Source organism: Niallia sp. Man26, assembly GCF_022049065.2.
Taxonomy (GTDB): Bacteria; Bacillota; Bacilli; order Bacillales; family Cytobacillaceae; genus Niallia.
Genome location: NZ_CP095743.1, coordinates 1,797,955 through 1,818,421, shown reverse-complemented (window position 1 = coordinate 1,818,421; position 20,467 = coordinate 1,797,955). Strand labels below are relative to the sequence as shown.

The 20,467-nt window shown below is 39.1% G+C and carries 23 protein-coding genes and 1 riboswitch; of the genes, 8 read left to right on the top strand and 15 right to left on the bottom strand.

The genetic code is table 11. The annotated features are described in order from the left end of the window. Window positions 1-87 precede the first annotated feature (87 nt). A complete protein-coding gene (gene pflB / locus L8T27_RS09250) occupies window positions 88-2,328 on the top strand; it encodes a formate C-acetyltransferase (protein WP_237941359.1) in 2,241 nt (746 codons plus the stop codon). Between the two features lie 146 nt (window positions 2,329-2,474). Further along, window positions 2,475-3,215, top strand: a complete 741-nt coding sequence (pflA, locus tag L8T27_RS09245) for a pyruvate formate-lyase-activating protein (protein ID WP_237941358.1) — start codon at window positions 2,475-2,477, stop codon at window positions 3,213-3,215. A 94-nt stretch (window positions 3,216-3,309) separates the two neighbouring features. Here the strand turns inward: pflA and L8T27_RS28660 are convergent, their stop codons facing one another. From L8T27_RS28660 to L8T27_RS09230, 4 genes are all read right to left on the bottom strand, one after another. Continuing rightward, window positions 3,310-3,444 (bottom strand): hypothetical protein, encoded by a 135-nt coding sequence (locus tag L8T27_RS28660; protein WP_267913287.1) that lies wholly within the window; start codon window positions 3,442-3,444, stop codon window positions 3,310-3,312. Window positions 3,445-3,618: 174 nt separating this feature from the next. Continuing rightward, entirely contained in the window at window positions 3,619-4,440 is an 822-nt protein-coding gene (nadE, locus tag L8T27_RS09240) for an NAD(+) synthase (RefSeq protein ID WP_233313970.1), read from the bottom strand. A 16-nt stretch (window positions 4,441-4,456) separates the two neighbouring features. Further along, window positions 4,457-5,917, bottom strand: a complete 1,461-nt coding sequence (locus L8T27_RS09235; RefSeq protein WP_233313971.1) for a nicotinate phosphoribosyltransferase — start codon at window positions 5,915-5,917, stop codon at window positions 4,457-4,459. A gap of 31 nt (window positions 5,918-5,948) precedes the next feature. Continuing rightward, window positions 5,949-6,488 carry a cysteine hydrolase family protein gene (locus L8T27_RS09230; RefSeq protein WP_233313972.1) on the bottom strand — a complete coding sequence of 180 codons (540 nt, stop codon included), beginning with the start codon at window positions 6,486-6,488 and terminating at the stop codon, window positions 5,949-5,951. Window positions 6,489-6,811: 323 nt separating this feature from the next. Between L8T27_RS09230 and L8T27_RS09225 the strand changes: the two genes are divergently transcribed. Both L8T27_RS09225 and yidC read left to right on the top strand, forming a co-directional pair. Further along, window positions 6,812-7,102 carry a hypothetical protein gene (locus L8T27_RS09225; protein WP_233313973.1) on the top strand — a complete coding sequence of 97 codons (291 nt, stop codon included), beginning with the start codon at window positions 6,812-6,814 and terminating at the stop codon, window positions 7,100-7,102. A gap of 34 nt (window positions 7,103-7,136) precedes the next feature. Beyond that, entirely contained in the window at window positions 7,137-7,934 is a 798-nt protein-coding gene (yidC, locus tag L8T27_RS09220) for a membrane protein insertase YidC (RefSeq protein ID WP_237941357.1), read from the top strand. A 41-nt stretch (window positions 7,935-7,975) separates the two neighbouring features. On the opposite strand, the gene crcB (L8T27_RS09215) is transcribed toward yidC, so the two are convergent. The 6 genes from crcB (L8T27_RS09215) to L8T27_RS09190 form a co-directional block, all read right to left on the bottom strand. After that, entirely contained in the window at window positions 7,976-8,338 is a 363-nt protein-coding gene (crcB, locus tag L8T27_RS09215; RefSeq protein WP_237941356.1) for a fluoride efflux transporter CrcB, read from the bottom strand. Then, the gene (gene crcB / locus L8T27_RS09210) at window positions 8,331-8,711 is read right to left on the bottom strand and encodes a fluoride efflux transporter CrcB (protein WP_233313976.1); all 381 of its coding nucleotides are present in this window, start codon (window positions 8,709-8,711) and stop codon (window positions 8,331-8,333) included. Before crcB (L8T27_RS09210) ends, crcB (L8T27_RS09215) begins: the two co-directional genes overlap by 8 nt. Before the next feature lie 64 nt (window positions 8,712-8,775). Further along, the gene (locus L8T27_RS09205; protein WP_233313977.1) at window positions 8,776-8,979 is read right to left on the bottom strand and encodes a DUF6501 family protein; all 204 of its coding nucleotides are present in this window, start codon (window positions 8,977-8,979) and stop codon (window positions 8,776-8,778) included. 75 nt (window positions 8,980-9,054) lie between these two features. Further along, entirely contained in the window at window positions 9,055-9,258 is a 204-nt protein-coding gene (locus L8T27_RS09200; RefSeq protein ID WP_233313978.1) for a hypothetical protein, read from the bottom strand. 81 nt (window positions 9,259-9,339) lie between these two features. Then, entirely contained in the window at window positions 9,340-9,732 is a 393-nt protein-coding gene (locus L8T27_RS09195; RefSeq protein WP_237941354.1) for a gamma-glutamylcyclotransferase family protein, read from the bottom strand. A gap of 24 nt (window positions 9,733-9,756) precedes the next feature. After that, window positions 9,757-10,155, bottom strand: a complete 399-nt coding sequence (locus L8T27_RS09190; protein ID WP_237941353.1) for a secondary thiamine-phosphate synthase enzyme YjbQ — start codon at window positions 10,153-10,155, stop codon at window positions 9,757-9,759. 194 nt (window positions 10,156-10,349) lie between these two features. On the opposite strand from L8T27_RS09190, the gene sda reads away from it, so the two are divergent. After that, on the top strand, window positions 10,350-10,487 hold the full coding sequence (gene sda, locus L8T27_RS09185; protein ID WP_233313981.1) for a sporulation histidine kinase inhibitor Sda: 138 nt from the start codon (window positions 10,350-10,352) through the stop codon (window positions 10,485-10,487). 40 nt (window positions 10,488-10,527) lie between these two features. Here sda and odhB read toward each other — a convergent pair whose 3' ends face one another. The 5 genes from odhB to L8T27_RS28655 all read right to left on the bottom strand — a co-directional run bounded on the left by odhB (window position 10,528) and on the right by L8T27_RS28655 (window position 17,360). Beyond that, the gene (odhB, locus tag L8T27_RS09180; protein WP_237941352.1) at window positions 10,528-11,778 is read right to left on the bottom strand and encodes a 2-oxoglutarate dehydrogenase complex dihydrolipoyllysine-residue succinyltransferase; all 1,251 of its coding nucleotides are present in this window, start codon (window positions 11,776-11,778) and stop codon (window positions 10,528-10,530) included. A 15-nt stretch (window positions 11,779-11,793) separates the two neighbouring features. Beyond that, window positions 11,794-14,616, bottom strand: coding sequence for a 2-oxoglutarate dehydrogenase E1 component (locus L8T27_RS09175; RefSeq protein ID WP_237941351.1), 2,823 nt, complete (start codon window positions 14,614-14,616; stop codon window positions 11,794-11,796). 370 nt (window positions 14,617-14,986) lie between these two features. Further along, window positions 14,987-16,414: a HAMP domain-containing sensor histidine kinase gene (locus tag L8T27_RS09170; RefSeq protein WP_237941350.1), complete on the bottom strand. Its 1,428-nt coding sequence runs from the start codon at window positions 16,412-16,414 to the stop codon at window positions 14,987-14,989. After that, window positions 16,411-17,103, bottom strand: a complete 693-nt coding sequence (locus L8T27_RS09165; RefSeq protein WP_233313985.1) for a response regulator transcription factor — start codon at window positions 17,101-17,103, stop codon at window positions 16,411-16,413. The genes L8T27_RS09170 and L8T27_RS09165 overlap by 4 nt, the downstream gene beginning before the upstream one ends. Before the next feature lie 134 nt (window positions 17,104-17,237). Then, window positions 17,238-17,360 (bottom strand): hypothetical protein, encoded by a 123-nt coding sequence (locus L8T27_RS28655; RefSeq protein WP_267913289.1) that lies wholly within the window; start codon window positions 17,358-17,360, stop codon window positions 17,238-17,240. A 238-nt stretch (window positions 17,361-17,598) separates the two neighbouring features. Here L8T27_RS28655 and L8T27_RS09160 point away from each other — a divergent pair, with 238 nt between their 5' ends. The 3 genes from L8T27_RS09160 (at window position 17,599) to metC (ending at window position 20,451) form a co-directional block, all read left to right on the top strand. Next, on the top strand, window positions 17,599-17,781 hold the full coding sequence (locus L8T27_RS09160; protein WP_233313986.1) for an H-type small acid-soluble spore protein: 183 nt from the start codon (window positions 17,599-17,601) through the stop codon (window positions 17,779-17,781). A 93-nt stretch (window positions 17,782-17,874) separates the two neighbouring features. Next, window positions 17,875-17,991, top strand: a riboswitch (SAM riboswitch). Window positions 17,992-18,175: 184 nt separating this feature from the next. Beyond that, window positions 18,176-19,285 carry a methionine biosynthesis PLP-dependent protein gene (locus L8T27_RS09155; RefSeq protein WP_233313987.1) on the top strand — a complete coding sequence of 370 codons (1,110 nt, stop codon included), beginning with the start codon at window positions 18,176-18,178 and terminating at the stop codon, window positions 19,283-19,285. Continuing rightward, a complete protein-coding gene (gene metC / locus L8T27_RS09150) occupies window positions 19,282-20,451 on the top strand; it encodes a cystathionine beta-lyase (RefSeq protein ID WP_233313988.1) in 1,170 nt (389 codons plus the stop codon). The genes L8T27_RS09155 and metC overlap by 4 nt, the downstream gene beginning before the upstream one ends. The last annotated feature ends 16 nt before the right edge of the window (window positions 20,452-20,467 follow it).

Here is a 20,467-nt window from a genome sequence, read left to right as displayed (position 1 = left end):
TTTGTGAAATACATCACATTATTATCTGTTATATTTAATTTAGAAATATTTTTAATATCTGTTATACAAAAAAAGAGGTGACTAGTAATGGAAAAGCTGGAAACAAATTATTGGAATGGATTTAAAAGCGGCGGTTGGGAAAAGGAAGTGAATGTGCGCGACTTTATCTTAAAGAATTTCAAACCGTATCACGGCGACTCTTCTTTTTTAAGCGGTCCGACTGTGGGGACAACGCAGCTGTGGGAACAAGTTCTTGAGCTTTCTAAGAAAGAAAGAGACAGAGGCGGTGTTTATGATCTCGACACTGACATCCCTTCTACAATTACATCGCATGGTCCTGGTTATTTGGACAAAACAAAGGAAAAGATTGTCGGTGTTCAAACAGATGAGCCATTCAAAAGATCCTTCCAGCCTAACGGCGGCATCAGAATGGCAGTGCAAGCGTGTGAGTCTTACGGTTATAAAGCAGACGAAAAATTAGAAGAGTTCTTTACTAAACACCGAAAAACACATAATGCCGGCGTCTTTGATGCATACACAGATGAAATGCGCCTTGCACGAAAAGCAGCAATTATCACAGGGCTCCCTGATGCATATGGACGGGGCCGGATTATCGGCGATTATCGCCGTGTAGCTTTATACGGTATTGACTTCTTAATAAAAGAAAAACAAAAAGACAAAAAAGCAACAAGCTCAATTATGACAGAAGATGTTATGCGTCTTAGAGAGGAAGTTTCAGAGCAAATCCGTGCTTTAGCTGAACTGAAGGAGCTGGGAGAAAGCTACGGCTTCGATTTGTCCAGACCAGCTGCTAATACACAAGAAGCGTTTCAATGGCTGTATTTAGCTTATCTGGCAGCAATTAAAGAGCAAAACGGGGCAGCAATGAGTCTTGGACGTGTTTCCACTTTTCTTGATATTTATATTGAACGAGATTTAGAGCTGGGATTACTAACAGAGAAACAAGTCCAAGAGATTGTCGATCATTTCATCATGAAGCTGCGCCTTGTTAAGTTCGCCAGAACGCCAGACTATAACGAACTGTTCAGCGGCGATCCTACATGGGTAACTGAGTCAATTGGGGGTATGGCTAATGACGGACGGCCGCTTGTGACAAAGAACTCATTCCGCTTTCTCCATACACTTGATAATCTCGGACCTGCGCCTGAACCGAACTTAACAGTTCTTTGGTCCACCCAGTTACCGGAGAATTTTAAAAAGTACTGTGCTCAAATGTCCATTCAAACAAGCTCGATTCAATATGAGAATGATGACATTATGAAACCTCACTGGGGTGATGATTACGGAATTGCCTGCTGTGTTTCTGCGATGGAAATAGGCAAGCAAATGCAGTTCTTCGGCGCTCGTGCGAATCTTGCAAAATGTCTTCTATATGCAATTAACGGAGGCAAAGATGAAAAATTGAAAGTACAGGTCGGCCCTGACTACAGCCCTGTTGCTTCTGAGTATTTGGATTATGACGAAGTGATGGAGAAATTCGATCAAATGATGGAATGGCTGGCAGGTCTTTATATCAATACATTAAACGTCATCCATTATATGCATGACAAATACAGCTATGAAAGAATAGAAATGGCCTTGCATGATACAGAAATATTACGGACGATGGCAACTGGAATTGCTGGACTAAGCGTAGTGGCAGACTCATTGAGCGCTATCAAATATGCAAAAGTGAAAGCAATCAGGGATGAAAACGGCATTGCCGTTGATTTTGCCACAGAAGGAGATTATCCGAAATACGGAAACAACGATGATAAAGTTGACAGCATTGCCGTTTCTATTGTCGAAAGTTTTATGAAAAAGCTGCGGAAACATGTGACTTACCGCAACTCTATGCACACAATGTCCATCCTGACGATTACTTCGAATGTTGTGTATGGTAAAAAGACAGGAAACACACCGGATGGGCGCCGTGCCGGCGAACCGTTCGCACCTGGAGCAAATCCAATGCATGGCCGGGATACAAAAGGCACATTAGCCTCTCTGTCATCTGTTGCTAAACTTCCTTATGATTCATCTTTGGACGGTATATCTAATACTTTCTCTATTGTTCCTAAAGCACTCGGCAAAGAGGAAGAAGACCGTGCATCCAATCTTGTATCTATATTAGACGGTTACGGAGTAAAGGCCGGTCATCATTTAAATGTAAACGTATTTAACAGAGAAACACTTCTAGATGCAATGAAGCATCCAGAATCATATCCGCAGTTGACTATTCGTGTCTCAGGTTATGCCGTCAACTTTATTAAACTGACACGTGAACAGCAATTGGATGTCATTAACAGAACATTCCACGAATCTATGTAATTTATCCCCTCTCAGGCTTGCAGTAAGAATTGCTGCTAGCCTGAGAAGATTGCTTTTATAAAAAACCGGCATACAAGGAAAAGTGAGACCCCTTCTTTCCCTTGTATGCCTAATAAATTGCCCCACACACAGAAAGGAGCATAATCATGCAAGGCAATATCCATTCCATTGAAACATTTGGAACCGTTGATGGACCAGGCATACGATATGTATTATTTATGCAAGGCTGTTTGTTGCGCTGCCAATTTTGCCACAATGCAGATACTTGGGAAATGAATGTTGGCAAAGAAGTTGAAGTAAAGGAAATCATCGACGATTTAACAGCCTACCTCCCTTTTATTCATGCATCAGGAGGAGGAATAACAGTAAGCGGAGGTGAACCGCTGCTGCAGCTCCCCTTTCTAATCGAACTGTTTAAAGAATGTAAAAAAATAGGTATTCATACAGCAATTGACACATCAGGAGGCTGCTATTCAACAGCACCTCATTTTCAAGAACAGCTACTAGAGCTATTTTCCTTTACAGATTTAATTTTACTAGATTTAAAGCATATCAACCGTAAAAAACATATTAAATTAACAGGAATGGGAAATGACCATATCCTTGCCTTTGCTACCTTTCTGTCTGAAAAACAGATACCTGTTTGGATACGGCATGTTCTCGTACCAACTATTAATGACAGTCGAGAAGACTTGAGTATGCTTGGAGATTTTATTGCGACATTGTCTAATATCGAAAAAGTTGAAATCCTTCCTTACCATAAACTAGGTGTTTATAAATGGGAATCGCTTGGTCTAGAATACCCATTAAAAGGAATTGAACCTCCAAGTGAAGCCTCTGTCCAGTTCGCATATAACATGCTTACAGGCTCTCAAATAAATAATTAAGATGATTTTTTGACAGAGAAAAGCCTCAAGCAAAAAAGAATCATTAGCTCGAGGCTTTATATTTATGACAGCTGCCAAAAGACAGCTAATGTGATTATTCTTCGTCTTCTCCATATTCTTCGTCTTCTTTAGAATCTTCAACTTTACCTTTTCCTACTGATAATCCCCATGTAAAGTTAACTGGTACGTTCAGCAGCAGCATGCTTAAGTTCACACCAAATAGTGTCATAGTTTTCCCTCCCTCTTACTATTTTTCCTGCCTATTTCTTCACTTAAAAAGTGAGCATCTTTTTTACTTACACTGCTAACTTATGTAAAACATCTAGGACATGCCTGTGTGAATAACCAGTTTTGGTTATTCTCACCAAAAAACCTCCCGTTTTATAACGAGAGGTTAATCCATTTATTTCTTCCACCAATCATCAAACATAGATGCAGGCACTTGTCGTTTATGTTCTGTAATTAAGTAACGAGCTTCAATTTTTTCAGCTGCTTCTTGTGGGACTTCCTTACCTTCTAAGTAGTCATCCAACTGATCATAAGAAATTCCAAGCTCTGTTTCATCTGCTTGACCTGGTTTCTCATCAAGCAAGTCAGCAGTCGGTACTTTTAAGTAAATTCTTTCTTCTGCTCCAAGTTCCTTTAACAGCTGTTTCCCTTGGCGCTTTGTAAGACCAGTTAACGGCAGTACATCTGCTCCGCCATCTCCATATTTTGTGAAGAAGCCTGTAACTGCCTCTGCAGCATGATCTGTACCAATTACTAGTAAATTTAACTGACCGCCAATTGCATACTGCGCAATCATTCTCGCTCTAGCCTTGATATTTCCTTTATGATAATCAGCTAGTGGAGTATCGGCCATTTCATCATAAACTCTCTTAAATTCGTCAACAGGACCACGAACATTGAATTCAAGCTCTTTATCTGCTGCAATAAACTTCAGTGCTTTGTTAGCGTCGTCTTCATCTGCTTGCACACCATATGGCAATCTTACTGCAACAAATGTAGCATCATAACCTTCACTGCGAAGCTCTTCCACAGAAAGCTGAGCCAATCTGCCTGCAAGAGATGAATCCTGGCCCCCGCTTATTCCTAATACAAATCCTTTTGCTTTTGTCTTTTTCAAGTATTCTTTCAGAAAGTTAATGCGCAGTCTTATTTCTTCTTTAGCATCAATTTCAGGTTTCACGTTTAGTTCAGCGATAATTTGATTTTGTATGCTCATGTCAGCATTCCTCCTGTTATTCCTTATTTTTAATGTTGCTTTTTACTTTTTCTAAATGATTCATCTTGTTTTCCCAACAAAGCGGGCTTAAATCAACTGGATATTCCTCCGGATTGAGTGAACGCTTGTATTCATCCCACAGCACATCCAAGTTATCCTCCGCATATTTTTGTGATTCAAAAATTGTCGGTGACTTATAGATAAGCTCTCCATTTTGGAAAATATCCTTATGAATATCCTTCGCATGGAAATTAGTAACAAATTTACTGATATAAGTATGTGTTGGATGAAACATCTTTAAGCGCTCCTCTTCTTCTGGATGCTCCGTTTCCAAACAAATATAGTCACCTTCGGATTTATGGTTGATGCTGTTGATGATGCGGTATACCCTTTTAATGCCAGGTGTTGTCACCTTTTCTGGGTTTCCGCTGATTTTGATTGTATCTTGCATATTACCCTCTTCATCCTCAATTGAAACAAGCTTGTATACTCCGCCTAAAGCAGGCTGGTCAAAAGCAGTAATCAGCTTCGTGCCAATGCCCCATACATCAATCTGAGCTCCTTGAGCCTTCAAGTTGATAATCGTATATTCATCCAAATCATTGCTTGCTACAATTTTCGTATCTGTAAAACCTGCTTCATCAAGCATTTTTCGCGCAGCTTTGGAAAGATAAGCAAGGTCGCCGCTGTCTAATCTGATGCCGACAAAATTAATAGCATCACCAAGTTCCTTTGCCACTTTAATGGCATTGGGAACTCCTGAACGCAAAGTATCATACGTATCAACCAAAAAGACACAGTCTTTATGACGTCGTGCATACTTATGAAATGCCGTATATTCATCTCTGTAAGCCTGAATCATACTATGAGCATGCGTTCCAGATACAGGGATGCCAAACAGCTTGCCTGCTCTAACATTGGACGTGGAGCTAAATCCGCCGATAAACGCTGCTCTTGTACCCCAAAGTGCCGCATCCAGTTCATGGGCGCGTCTGCTGCCGAATTCCATTACGACTCCCTCACCGATAGCATGCTTGATGCGAGATGCTTTTGTCGCAATCAATGTTTGGTAATTCACAATATTTAGCAATGCCGTCTCAATTATTTGGGCTTGAGCAAGCGGAGCCTCCACTCTTAACAATGGTTCATTAGCAAAAACGATTTCTCCTTCCTCTACTGAACGCAAGTTCCCGGTAAAACGAAAATCCTTTAAATACTCCAGAAAGTCCTCTTTAAAGCCGCTCTCTCTCAAATATTCAATATCACTGCTTGTGAAATGCAATTCTTTTATGTACTGAATTATTCTTTCTAATCCTGCAAAAACAGCGTATCCATTATTGAAAGGAAGCTTGCGAAAGTACACCTCAAATACAGCATTTCTTTCCGAAACGCCATCCTCCCAGTATGTTTCTGCCATATTAATTTGATATAAATCTGTATGCAGCATTAAGCTGTCATCACGAAAATTAAAACTCATGCTTTTCCTCCTGCGGTTTAACCAATTCGCCTTACAAAATGACTGCACCTAATGTGCTTTTAAAATGATCAATGGCCCAAATATGACCTGGTTCATTAAAGGATGCGGTCGCATTCTCATGAATGAAAAGGTTGAATCCTTTATTGTAACAATCTACAGCTGTATGAAGTACACAAATATCTGTACAGACACCTACTAAATGCACGTCCTTTATGTTTCTTTCATTCAGCTTTAATTCAAGATCAGTACCGGCAAAGGCACTATATCTAGTTTTGTCCATCCAGTATACATGCTCCAGTTCCTTGTTTTTCTCATACACTTCCTTTAATGAACCATAAAGGTTTCTGCCTTTTGTTCCTTTAATGTTATGAGGCGGAAACAGCTTTGTCTCAGGATGATATTGATCCTTTTCCGTATGTAAATCAATAGCAAAAACAGTAAAATGACCTTCTTCAATAAATTGTTTGGTAATAGCAGAAATAGTGCTTTCTATTTTCATTCCAGATTCTCCGCAAGGCAGAGCTCCCTCAATAAAATCGAAAGTATAATCTATATTTATTAGTGCTTTCACTTATGAGCAGCCTCCTAAGGTTACGCCAAAATATGTGAACACATTATACCGAACTTCGTTTCATTTTACCATAAACTAAACTTGTTCCATTTTGTAAGTGATGTATTTTTAACTCTATCATACACCTAATTATGACAATTATTAAGGAAAGTTTTTAGATTGAGACAAATTTTTAATAAAAATTAGGTATTTCCCCCTGTCAATCACCGTTTCAATCATTTGAGTAAATTATGTACAAAGTATGACTGGTAATAGAACACGATTGCCATTTAGGCTTATTTTCGATATAATTTATTTGTTGATAACGAACCTGAGGTGTATAAATGTTCGAATTCTTAATAGATTTGACAAACATTCCAAGCTATCAAACCATCTACATTACCGTAATGATTGGATTAATGGTTAAATATTTTTGGGATATCAACCTGCAAATCACTGTTAATGATGATTTTATCGCATCAGACGGCCTTTACTTGCAAAGAGTCGTCACGACGGTAAATTTTAATGTTCAAAAATACAATACTCCTATTTTGCAATGGATATGCAAGAATATCCGCAAAAGAATGGAAAGTTCCGCTGATGATCCGGAAAAACCGCTTCTCCTCCTGAATTAAACAAAATTTTTTCAACGAACTAGGAGGAGTCGAAATGACAAAATCAGCAAAAAAACTTTTATTAGTATTTATGACAATATTAACTGCCGTTATGCTTAGCGCATGTTCAACAGCAGGAAACGGAAGCGGGAACAGCGGTGGCTGGTTCCATAACACGGTCGTAGAGCCTTTCGCTTCTTTAATACATGGAATGGCAATGATGTTTAACGGCAACTTCGGTCTTGCCATCATCTTGATTACCCTTATTATTCGCCTTCTATTGATGCCGCTTATGTTAAGACAATACAAAAAGCAGCAGCAGATGAAAGAAAAGATGGAAATTATCAAGCCGGAAATGGACAGAATCCAAAAGAAAATAAAAGCGACGAAAGACCAGAAAGAACAGCAAAACCTACAACGGGAAATGATGGATCTTTATAAGACACACGGTGTCAATCCATTATCAATGGGCTGTCTGCCTATGCTTATTCAGATGCCGATTCTCATGGGCTTCTATTACGCGATAAGAGGCTCACAGGAAATTGCCAGCCATTCATTCCTATGGTTTAATCTTGGCCATTCAGACCTTATTTTAACAGCTATCGCTGGTATTGTTTATTATTTACAATTCCGTGTTACTCAAAACACGATGACTGCTGAACAACAAAAACAAATGAAATTTATGGGATTAATTTCCCCAATCATGATTGTTATGGTTTCTCTTAATGCTCCAGCTGCCCTGCCGTTATATTGGACAGTCGGCGGAATCTTCCTTATCTTCCAGTCTATGCTTGGAAGAAAGCTGTATCCGCCTGCCAAAGTGGCTGAAAGCACGAAAGAAGTTAAACAATAAGGAAAAAAGCAGAACGGACCTTAGTCCGTCTGCTTTTTTATTTACCCAATATTCGCAGTTAAATAACCAAACCACACAAAAGCAAGTCCTCCGCCAAACGAGAGCACTATATACCTATAAAAGGTTATTTTGTTGTTTTCCTTCCACAACTGAACTGCCTCAACAGCCAATGTAGAAAAGGTCGTAAATGCCCCTAAAAACCCGACTGCAAACAACAAATGTACCATTTCACTCACATGCAGTCCTGAAAGTAATCCTAATAAAAAAGAACCAACTAAATTAACTATCAGAGTGGCAACTGGCAAAACAGTAGTGATTTTTGACTTTATGTATTGTATTAACCAAAATCGGCTGATTGCGCCGATAAATCCGCCGATGGCGACTGCACCAATCATGTTAACCATCGTTCTGCCCTCTTTCTGCAAGCTTTGATCCTGTCTTCATTCCGATATAGGCAGCTGCTAGGCCGAGAGATGCACTTGCTGCCATATACATAAATGCCTGCAGTATTTTACCTGATTGCAAAAGGTTCAGTGTGTCGAGACTGAAGGTCGAAAGGGTCGTGAATGAACCGAGAATGCCTGTGCCGACCGCTGTTGCAAGTTCTGGCGGAAAGCTGACTCGGCCAGCAGCATATTTTGTTAAAGCACCGAGAAGAAAAGAGCCTGCTATATTAATACATAATGTATGTAACGGAAAGCTTCCCTGCCCTATGCTGCATAAAAATCTGGCGACACTGCCAATTATGCCGCCTATTCCTACATACAAATAAATCATGAAGTAATCCCTTCTTTCCATTCAAAAAGGAGAAAACATCAGCTGCTTTCTCCCGTTCCCGCTTTTATAAATCTTGAAAATAATCCTTATAAAAACCGCCGACTTTTCCTGAGTTATCAACAATGAAGTAAAACTCTTCTGTTTCATTTTTAACTTCATATGTTTGACCGACAGTCAATACTCTATTAACAATATACTTGCTTGCATCTGTATGTATGCACTTTACTTTTTTGACAGTGTTTTTGTCATTCCAAATTTCATGTATCAATTGATAAAGCCCCTTTCACTTATATACTACTTTAGTATATAGCCAGTAAGCCCTTCAACGCAACAAATCCTTAGCTTAAGACACTAAATTCTTTTCATTATCGAAAAGAAAATTAATGCTGCTTCGGTTGAACGTATACCATTTTCCTGTCGAAGCTTGTTGAAAAGTGATATAGCATTGTTTATTTATCCAGTCCATCCTTTTAAATTCCATTGCTTCATATGTCTGATTTTCCTGTTTAATCGAATATAATATGTTATTTGCCTGTATATTCATCATATATGACCTTCTTTCTATGATGTCGTATAGAATATATATACCACTGGCAAATTGTCCGTTAAACATGATTAAGCCTATTTTTTATTGGCTGAATCTTGAAAAAGCAGTCCAATCATGGCCTTCAATTTCCTCCAAAAGCATTTCCTCTTTATTGCAAGCATATGTAAAAGCCATTAAAGGTTTTTCTTGTCCATAAACCTCTACCTCAACTCTTATATAGAGGCTGTTTTGGTCTCCTGGTGTATAATCTTCAAACTCGTCTAATAGATGCAAATCTGCAGCTGGGACTTCAAATACTTCACCACGCACCCTTTCGTTACCTTTATCTAAACTTAAAAAAGGATAGCCTACCCCTGCATCATACAGCTTGCCATAAATCCACATATTTTCAGCAATACAAGGATAATTTCTCATCATATTGTGATTGATTTGCTGCTTCCTTAAAGTGCCGTAAACAAATAGATAAATCTTCATTTTTATCTCTTCTCCTTAAAGCTTTTAGCTCGGCATAAATTTAAGTGAATAGCTTCTGTGTCTTGGTCCGTCAAATTCACAAAAATAAATCCCCTGCCATGTTCCTAAGCATAAACGCCCACTTTCTACTATAACAAGCTCAGATGCTCCGACAGTACTTGCTTTCATATGTGCTGCTGTATTCCCTTCCATATGCCTGTCTTCGTTGACAGTCCAAGGATATACTTCGTCAAAACGACGAATCATATCACGTACTACATCTGGATCTGCATTTTCATTTATGGTAATTCCAGCAGTCGTATGCGGACAGTACACAATGACTATTCCTTCCTTCATTCCATATTCAGTGACTGCTTGTTGAATATCATTTGTTATTTCATACAACATCGTGTGCTCTTTTGTTTCCAATCTTTTGTGAATCATAGCCTGCTACTCCTCTCCTAATTCTTTATATAACTTATATCCTTTTTATCCATAACTATAACATGTCTCATTCCATACCACTCCTATATCGTTAAATTTATCCAGCTCCACCTTATCGCTTTTCATTGTCCAAGCATTGCGTTAGTATAAACATTGTAAGAATATTCAATCCATTTATTTAAGGAGGATGCAAAATGAAGATTATGAGCAATGAACAGCTGATTTTTTCTTATCGAGATGCATTAAAGGCCGGAAATGAAGAGGAATGGATTCTTATTTTAAAGGAAGAAATGGACAAACGAGGACTTAAGCCAAATATAATGTCTGAATAAACAAAAAGGGGATGCTTATTTTTAAGCATCCCCTTAATTATTATGCTTCAAACAGTAAGGATTCTGGATCTTCCAGCAATTGCTTAACTCTTGCTAGGAAGGTTACTGCTTCTTTGCCGTCAATGATACGGTGATCATAAGAAAGTGCTAAATACATCATCGGCCTGTTTTCCATTCTTTCATTATCGATCGCAACAGGGCGCATTTGGATTTTATGCATTCCCAATATCCCGACTTGAGGTCCATTTAAGATAGGTGTTGACAGTAGCGAACCAAACACACCGCCATTAGTTATTGTAAATGTGCCTCCTTGCAGGTCTGATAACGACAGTTTATTATTACGTGCTTTATCAGCGAACGTTAAAATATCACTTTCGATCTCTGCAAAATTTTTGCGATCTGCATCGCGAAGAACTGGTACAACTAGCCCTTCATCTGTTGACACCGCAATACCAATGTCATAAAACTTCTTAAGGACAATTTCATCCCCTTGGATTTCAGCATTTAAAAGCGGTGATTTCTTTAAGCATGCTACAACTGCTTTTGTGAAAAAGGACATAAATCCAAGCTTTACATCATTTTCTTTTTGGAATTGATCCTTCCGTTTTTTGCGAAGGTTCATAATATTAGTCATATCCACTTCATTAAAGGTTGTAAGCATTGCCGTATTTTGCTGTACCTCAACAAGCCTTGAAGCAATTGTTTGCCGTCTGCGCGTCATTCTAACGCGCTCAGTCGGTTTTCCTGGGTCTGCTGCTTGTTTAGCCTGCTGCGGTGCTTCTTTTTCAATTGGAGCCTTTTGGACAGGCTGGTCTTTCTTACGGTCATGCTCGATAACATCATGTGCACGCAATCTTCCTAAAGGATCAATGGAAGAAACTTGATTCAAATCAATGCCTTTTTCTCTAGCCAGCTTTCTGGCAGATGGTGAAGCAATTGGATAGCCTTTTGCTTCTGGTTTTACTTGCGGCTGTTCTTTAACAGGCGGTGCTTCCTTTGTTGCTTCTGTTTCGATTACAGCTGCTGGACCTTCAGCTGGTTTGCTGCTTGGTGCAGCATTTTCAGAAACGATTGCGATTGTTTCCCCTACCTGAACTGTATCGCCTTCATTTGCCTTGAGTTCCTGCAGGATGCCGCTTTCTTCAGAGATGATTTCAACATTTACTTTATCTGTTTCCAATTCTACTATGTAGTCGCCTTTTTCTACATATTCACCTGTTTTCTTAAGCCACTGTGCCACGGTTCCTTCTGTGATTGATTCTGCTAGTTCTGGTATTTTAATCTCACCCATCTTAAAAATCCCCCTCTATTCAGTCCATGTCAATGCTTTATTAATAATTTTTGCTTGATTTTTGCGGTGAACAATTGGATCCCCTTCTGCAGGACTCGATCTTCTTCGGCGTCCGATATAATCGAAGGACACAGAATCTTGGAGCAGCTTTTTCACACGTGGTTCCATAAAGCTCCATGCTCCCATATTTTGCGGTTCTTCTTGCACCCATCTGATTTCTTCTAAATTAGGATATTTTATTATGATTTCCTTCAATTTATTCGCAGGGAAAGGATAAAGTTCTTCTATGCGCACACTATGCACCCAATCAGAATCCTCGAGCTGCTTAATTCCTTGATGAAGGTCAATCGCTATTTTACCTGTAGATAAAACAATCCTTTTAACGGCTTGCGGATTTTTGCCAGTAAGTTCATCCTCTACCACTGATTGAAATGTTTCATTGCTAAATGCAGTAGTGCTAGATGCCACATCAGCATTTCGCAGTAGACTCTTAGGTGTCATGATTACTAACGGTCTGACTTCTTCCTTATTCAGGATAGCTGCCTGCCTGCGCAGAATATGGAAATATTGTGCAGATGTCGTAAGATTTGCAACCGTCCAGTTGTTCTCGGCAGCAGAAGACAAGAAACGCTCCATTCGGCCGCTGGAATGCTCTGGACCTTGCCCCTCATATGCATGAGGCAACAGCATAACCAAACCGGATTTTTGACCCCATTTTGCTCTACCAGCAGAGATGAATTGGTCAAAAATTACTTGTGCAGCATTCGCGAAATCACCAAACTGTGCCTCCCACAGAACGAGTGTTTCTGGTGCAAACACATTATATCCGTATTCAAAGCCAAGAACGGCACCTTCAGAAAGGGGGCTGTTATGGACAGCGAATGATGCTTGGGCAGTTGACAGCAAATGAAGCGGTGAATAAACCCTTCCTGTTTCACTATCATGAAGGACAATATTTCTGTGAGCAAACGTGCCTCGTTCTGAATCCTGTCCTGACAAGCGAATTGGCGTTCCATCTTGAATTATGCTGGCAAATGCTAAGGTTTCTGCCATTCCCCAGTCAATTTTGCCATCTTCAATTGCAGCTTCACGCCGTTTTAAAATTTTCCCGAGTTTATCGAAAATTTGAAAGTTGTCTGGGAACGAAATAAGTTCATGATTGATTTCTTTCAGTCTTTCAGCTGAAATAGTTGTATCAATCAATGGCAAATCTCTTTCCACAGAGTTTGGCGGCAGTGCTTCTTCGTCCATTTCCTCTTTTGTTGGCACCTTTTCATACGCCTGCTTCAACTTGGCAACTACTTCGTTTTTGAACCCATGGAATTCTATTTCAGACAATACTCCTTCTGCTTGTAATTGGCGGAAATAGCTTGCTGTAATCGTAGGATGCTCTTTAATATTCTTATACATTAATGGATTGGTTGTCATCGGCTCATCCATTTCATTATGACCGTATCTTCTATAGCCGATTAAATCAATCAAGAAATCCTTGTTAAAAGCTGCTCTGTATTCACAAGCTAGCTTAGCAGCCTGGATGACAGACTCTGGATCATCTGCATTTACATGTATAATCGGTATTTCAAAGCCTTTAGCCAGGTCACTTGCATATCTTGTTGATCTAGAATCGCTTGATTCAGTCGTAAAGCCAATTGTATTATTGGCAATGATATGAATTGTTCCACCTGTCCGGTAGCCTTTCAGCCCAGTCAGATTAAGTGTTTCTGCAACAATTCCTTGGCCTGGGAATGCTGCATCGCCATGGATGAGAATGGCCTGTGCTGATTGATGGTTTTCTTCTGGAAAGCCTGGTGCCGTTCTATCATCTTGAGATGCACGTGTAAATCCTTCGACAACCGAGCCGACAAACTCAAGATGACTTGGATTATTGGCTAGTGTCAATCGTACATTTGACGTGCTGCTTTTCTTTATTTGCCTGTTCAAGCCTAAATGATATTTCACATCACCAGTCCAGCCGAAGCTGATTCCGATTGATCCTTCTGATGGAACAAGATTCTTATTTGGAGCATGCTGAAATTCAGCAAAAATCATCTCATATGGCTTTTCAAGGACATGCGCCAATACGTTCAGCCTTCCTCTATGCGCCATCCCGATATGTACATTTTTTGCACCATTAACAACAGACTGGGAAATAATCTCATCAAGCAATGGCACCATTGTATCTAGTCCTTCAATCGAGAAACGCTTTTGGCCGACAAAAGTTTTATGTAAGTAATTTTCAAACTCTTCAACCTCAACCACTCGCTTTAACAGCTTCTTTTTCAGCTCTTTATTGCAAGCAGGTTTGAGGCTTCCTGATTCTACCTTTTTTTGGAGCCAATTTTTTTCGTTAATATCGTTTACATGATAAAATTCAAAAGCGATTTTCTTCATGTAAACATCCTTTAAGTAATTAACAACTTCATAGGCGTTTTTAACTGTGCTTGGTGCATCTTGACAAAGCAATGATGCATCCATTTTTTCTAGATCTTCTTTTGTTAGCTGATAGCGGGACAAATCGAACAATTCCTCTTGCCTATGTACATCTCCCAAAGGGTAAATATCTGCAGCTAAATGGCCATAAGCTCTGATTTTATTCACTAATGTGACTGCTGCAATGACTTTTTCAATGTCCATTTGGTTAGTTGAGGTTACTGCTGGTTTTCGTTCTGTGACTTCCTGCTCTATTGGTGAACCCCATGTTGCGAAAAAATCTCGCATTTCCTCATCAACAGAATCAGGATTTTCTAAGTATTTGTCGTACAGCTCCATTGCGACCCCGAGATTTGGTCCATAAAATGCTGGCTGATAGGAGCTTTTACCACTAGCTGGCTTTCCCATGAAAATTTCCCTCCACCATAATTAGTAACAACTATATTCCCCATATGCTCGCCTTTTACACTTTTCTAGGCGCTTGTCTGATAAAAAATAAAACGTTTACATTTCTATTTTAACATGGTATTGTCTTCGTTACAAAAGATTTCCCCGTTTTAATAGTAAAAATATTGTAAATTTTTTTCACATTGTTTTTAATTGGGCTAAAAACCTTTTATATTAATAAATATGCCAGGGATTTTCGGATAATGTACATTAATTTTATTATTGAAAAATGGATTAAATTATAAAAAAAAACTGCCTTATAAAAGCAGTTTAGAATGTAATCATGCATATGATATTTTGGGTTTTCCTTAATTCATTGCCACTCCTCTTTTTAAAAGGGGGCAGCAGATTTTTCTATTAAAGTCTTTGGATCAGGCAATGTAATTATTACTTTTGTACCCTCGCCAAGCTTGCTTTTAATTTCGATTGTTCCAGAATAATAATCAACGATTTTTTTAGCGATGGCCAAACCGAGTCCTGTGCCGCCCCGCTCTCTGCTGCGTGCTTTATCTACTCTGTAAAAGCGGTCAAAAACTTTATCGAGCTCATCATGGGGAATTCCTATCCCTTTATCACTTATTTCTAAGCAGAAATGCTTGTCCTTTTTTGCTGTGGAAATGGAAATTTCTTTAACAGCTCCTGAGTATTTAATAGCATTGTCTATTAATATTGTCAGTATTTGTTGGAAATGCTGTTCAGCTACACCGTAAAGCTCATTAGACTGCAGATTAACATGAAACTTAAACTCACGGTGAAGCATTTGGAAGTCCTTAACGGCCCCGCTAATAATCTCCTCCACCTTGTCTGGTGACATATCATTTTCAAGCCGCTGCTGATCCAATCTTGTCAAATCCAGCAAATTGAGAACAAGTTTTTTTAGTTTTTCTGTTTCATCAAGGGATGCCTTTAAAGATTCTTCTAATATTTCCGGGTTATGCTTACCCCATCTGTTCAGCATGGAAAGATGACCTTCCAATATAGAAATCGGGGTGCGCAGTTCATGAGAAGCATCCTCTACAAATTGCTTTTGTGCTTGAAAGGATAGCTCTATCCGATCCATCATATGATTAAATATCGTCGACAGTTCGGAAATTTCGTCCTTTTGCGGGTACACAGGCATTCTTTCTTTAAAGCCTGCACTTTTTATTTTCTTCATTGTGTTTGTCATAATGCTCAGTGGCTTTAACAGTTCTCTTGATAATAAGTAGCCGATAATCGCGCTGATTAAGATGGCCGCAATTGCAAAAAGCATCATCGCAAAGGCCAGATGCTTCATTACGAGTTTATAGGAATCAAGCAGCCTGATAATTTCTATTTCTCCCGAAAATGCCTTTCCCTTTATCGGGTAACTGTATACTAATGATTGCTCCTCGCCAATGGAAATGTATTTCAGCTCTTGTTTACTGTCGATTATGTCAGGTTCAAGTATGGGAAAATCGCCGTTAAGATGAGATATAATCACATTTCCGTTATCGTCAACGACACGAATGAGCTGATTCTTCGTGTTCAGCTTTTCTAATGTCGAAAGACTGTTTTTAACATCCTTTTCCGTAATTGACTTATCTTCTGATTCCAAATAGGCAACAAACTCATCCATCGTTTGTCTGACGTCATTTTCCTCCTGGTTCATCAGCCAAGTAGAGACAGTATGGAATTCAAAAAAGGTAAAAATACTGTAAGTCAAAAAAATGCTGGTTGACAACCCGAGTGTTAGCTTCCATTTCCAAGGAAGGAGAGATAGTCTTTTTACGATATTCATCTCATCACATACCCTATTCCTCTTACTGTTTCAATATATTGCTCCTGCCCCGTCGGATCCAATTTATTGCGTAAATAGCGAACATAAACGTCAATAACATTCGTTTCGACTTCTGACTCATAACCCCAAATTTTATTTAAGAGCACATCCCTAGTCAGTACAATATTGATATTGCTCATAAACATGCTGAGAAGATCATATTCTCTTTTTGTTAAAGCAATAACCTCATTTCCTTTTTTGGCTATATGTGATTCTAGCTCAAGTACTATGTCCTTATATGTAAGAACAGTCATTTTTGGTGCCGGCTCTGCTTGTTCACTCGATATAGTATCTATTCTTCTGAACAATGCTCGCAATCTTGCCAAAAGCTCTTCAATTGCAAACGGTTTAACCAAATAATCATCTGCTCCGCTATCCAAACCTGATACTCTGTCAAGAACATTATCTCTTGCTGTAATCATTAAAATCGGCGTATTTTTCACTTGCCTAATTCTTCTGCAAACTTCCATCCCGTTCAGTTCTGGCAGCATTAGGTCAAGAAGAATAACATCCCATTGCTCTGCGATCGCTTTATTCAAGCCGCTTCTTCCATCTGCACAAACTTCTGTATGATAGCCTTCATAATTTAATTCCAGCTCAATAAACCGAGCAAGATTTTTTTCATCTTCAATAATAAGAATTCTCTTCATTTACACCACTCACATCCCAAATTAAGCATACTTCTAGTTTATCATGCAATGTATAAAGACAAAAAGTGTGCAGATCTATTGTATACAAAAAGAAGGAGCGGGATGTGTCCCACCCCGCCTCATTCATTATATTATCATTTGTTTTTTCTATACATAAATGTGTCTTTTATAGCGTGTGTTATGCCCACAATTTGAACTCCGAACAATGAAGCAGCAGTTAAGGATGAAAAAATAATCATCGCATATCGAAATACCATCACTTTTCCTCCTTTAATCCGTAGTGTAGGTTAATGATTAACCCTATTTCCAAGTTGCATTTGTTTTTCTTAATGTTAAATTACACCCCTATTCAAAAAATCCAATGAGAGAAACATTAAAAAAACATTAGAACGCGTTTTCAGCTGAATATTTTTTTTAAAACTACGAAAGCTACTAATCGAACCAATTGGGGTGAGCTAAAAAAGGATAAGCTAGCAAGGATTAGGAGGATATAAGATGAATGTTGGAAGAGCTATTGAAATTATGAATGCTGGTGAAATAGTGCATGTAAGCTATAAAGGAGAACAGATTTTCATTCAAAATGTCGATGAGGATGCAAGAACAGCAAGAATTTATACGAAGAACAATCCAGACCAAGAATTAGAAGTAGATGTGCTGCAACTTATTGAAGAGCAATAAATACCTTTTTATTCAAAAAATAGTGAAAAACCAAAAAAATTGTTGCAATTTATGGAAAGGTATAGTAAATTAAATTCAAATTACATAAGTATTTTCTTATCAAGAGAGGTAGAGGGAATGGCCCGAAGAAACCTCAGCAACCTTCAGCTTGTATACCAAGACTGAAAAGGTGCTAATTCCATCAAGCAATGAATGCTTGAAAGATAAGAAGAATGGCCATAATGATAACACATTACGTCTTCTTCTTATTTTTAGGAAGAGGACTTTTTTATTGCAAAAATTCACTTCGCCTTCCTTCTATTCCTTGAAAGATAATACTCTCGGACAATATCAAACTATTAAAAATAGACTATATATTTCAAATTGTCCGTGAAACAAGAAGGAGTGTATCAATATGTATGATGTAGAAACTAAATTAGCCCAAATCGGCAACAGAAGTGAAAAAACAACAGGAACAGTCAACCCGCCCGTATATTTTTCAACGGCTTTCAGACATACAGGAATCGGCGAATCTACTGGATATGATTATACACGCACAGGCAACCCGACTAGAGAAATCCTTGAGCAGGCAATTGCTGACTTGGAAGAGGGCGACCGCGGTTTTGCCTGCAGCTCAGGTATGGCTGCTATTCAAACGATTTTAGCTTTATTCCAAAGCGGCGATGAATGGATTATATCGAAAGATTTGTACGGCGGAACTTATCGTTTGCTTGAACAAGGGTTTAAAAAATGGGGCCTTCGATGTTGTTATGTAAATACTTCAAACATTGAGGACATTGAAGCAGCCATTACGGAAAACACAAAAGCTATTTTCATCGAAACACCTACTAATCCTCTAATGGAAACAGCAGATATTGCCAAAGCAGCAGAGCTTGCTAAAAAGCATAATATTTTGCTGATTGTGGATAACACTTTCTATACTCCTCTTATCCAGCAGCCGATACGCCTTGGCGCAGACATTGTCATTCATAGTGCCACTAAGTATCTTGGTGGTCATAATGATGTGCTTGCAGGGCTGATCGTAGCGAAAGGCGCGGAAATCTGCCAGGAGCTTGCTCTGCATCATAATGCTGCAGGAGCTGTCTTGAGCCCATTTGATTCTTGGCTGTTAATGCGTGGAATGAAAACATTAGCCCTTAGAATGGAAAAGCATGAAGAAAATGCGAAAGCACTTCAAACATTCCTGCAAGGTCATGATGCAGTGCTTGATGTCCTGTATCCAGGCAGAGGTGGAATGATTTCATTTAGAGTCCATGATGAAGCATGGGTAAATCCATTCTTGCAAAACCTTACATTAATTTCATTTGCTGAAAGCTTAGGCGGTGTTGAGAGCTTTATTACATACCCTGCTACTCAAACACATGCAGATATTCCAGAAAAAATCAGACTGGAAACAGGTGTCTGCAACCGTCTGCTTCGCTTCTCTGTCGGCATTGAAAACATTGAAGACTTAATTAAAGATTTGGATAAAGCCTTTACGATTGCCAAGGAGGTAATAAAATGAGCGAACGATATTCCTTTGAAACGAAACTGCTTCACAACAAACATAAATTCGATCCTGCCACAGGTGCAGTAAGTGTGCCGATTCAGCATGCTTCCACTTTCCATCAACAGGAGATTGATAGTTTTGGAAAATATGATTATGCAAGAAGTCTTAATCCTACAAGAGAAGCACTGGAAGAGATTATTGCAGATTTAGAGGATGGTACAAAAGGCTTTGCATTTGCATCAGGAATGGCCGCTATCTCTAGCGCCTTCCTCCTCCTTTCCCAAGGAGATCATGTGTTAATTTCTGAGGATGTCTATGGCGGAACTTATCGCATGGTAACAACAGTGCTCAATAGATTCGGTATTGAACATACTTTTGTCGATATGACCGATCTTGCTGCAGTTCAAAATGCCGTGAAGCCTAATACGAAGGTTTTTTATATCGAGACTCCATCTAATCCGCTTATGAAGGTTACGGATATCAAGGCAGTCAGCACATTGGCAAAACAAAACGATGCTTGGACGTTTGTTGATAATACCTTCTTAACACCTGCTTTGCAAAAACCGTTAAATCTTGGTGCAGATATTGTTCTGCACAGCGCCACTAAATTCTTGTCTGGCCATAGTGATGTTATTGCCGGTCTTGCAGTTGTCAAAGATGAAGAGCTTGGCAAACTGCTCGGCTCCATCCAAAATTCCTTTGGAGCAGTACTTGGAGTTCAAGATTGCTGGCTGTTAATGAGAGGACTTAAAACGCTACATGTGCGCATGAAGCATTCTAGTGAGGCTGCCGAAACGATTGCTACCTATCTTAACAATCATCCGGCCATTAAAAAAGTCTATTATCCAGGGTTTGCAGATCATCCGCAATATGATATCCAACAAGAGCAGGCTACAAGCCCTGGCGCGGTATTCTCGTTTGAGCTTCACAGTGAAGAAGCGATGCGAACTTTTGTAAAAAATGTAGAGCTTCCAGTGTTTGCAGTAAGCTTAGGAGCTGTCGAGTCCATCCTCTCCTACCCTGCTAAAATGTCGCATGCGGCAATGGATCCAGTAGCCCGTCAAGAAAGAGGAATAAGCGACGCCTTACTTCGCCTGTCAGTAGGCTTAGAAAATCCACAGGATTTAATTGCAGACTTTGAAGCTGCATTAAAGAAAACAGCAGAACTTCATTATATTTAATAAAAAAATTCAGGAC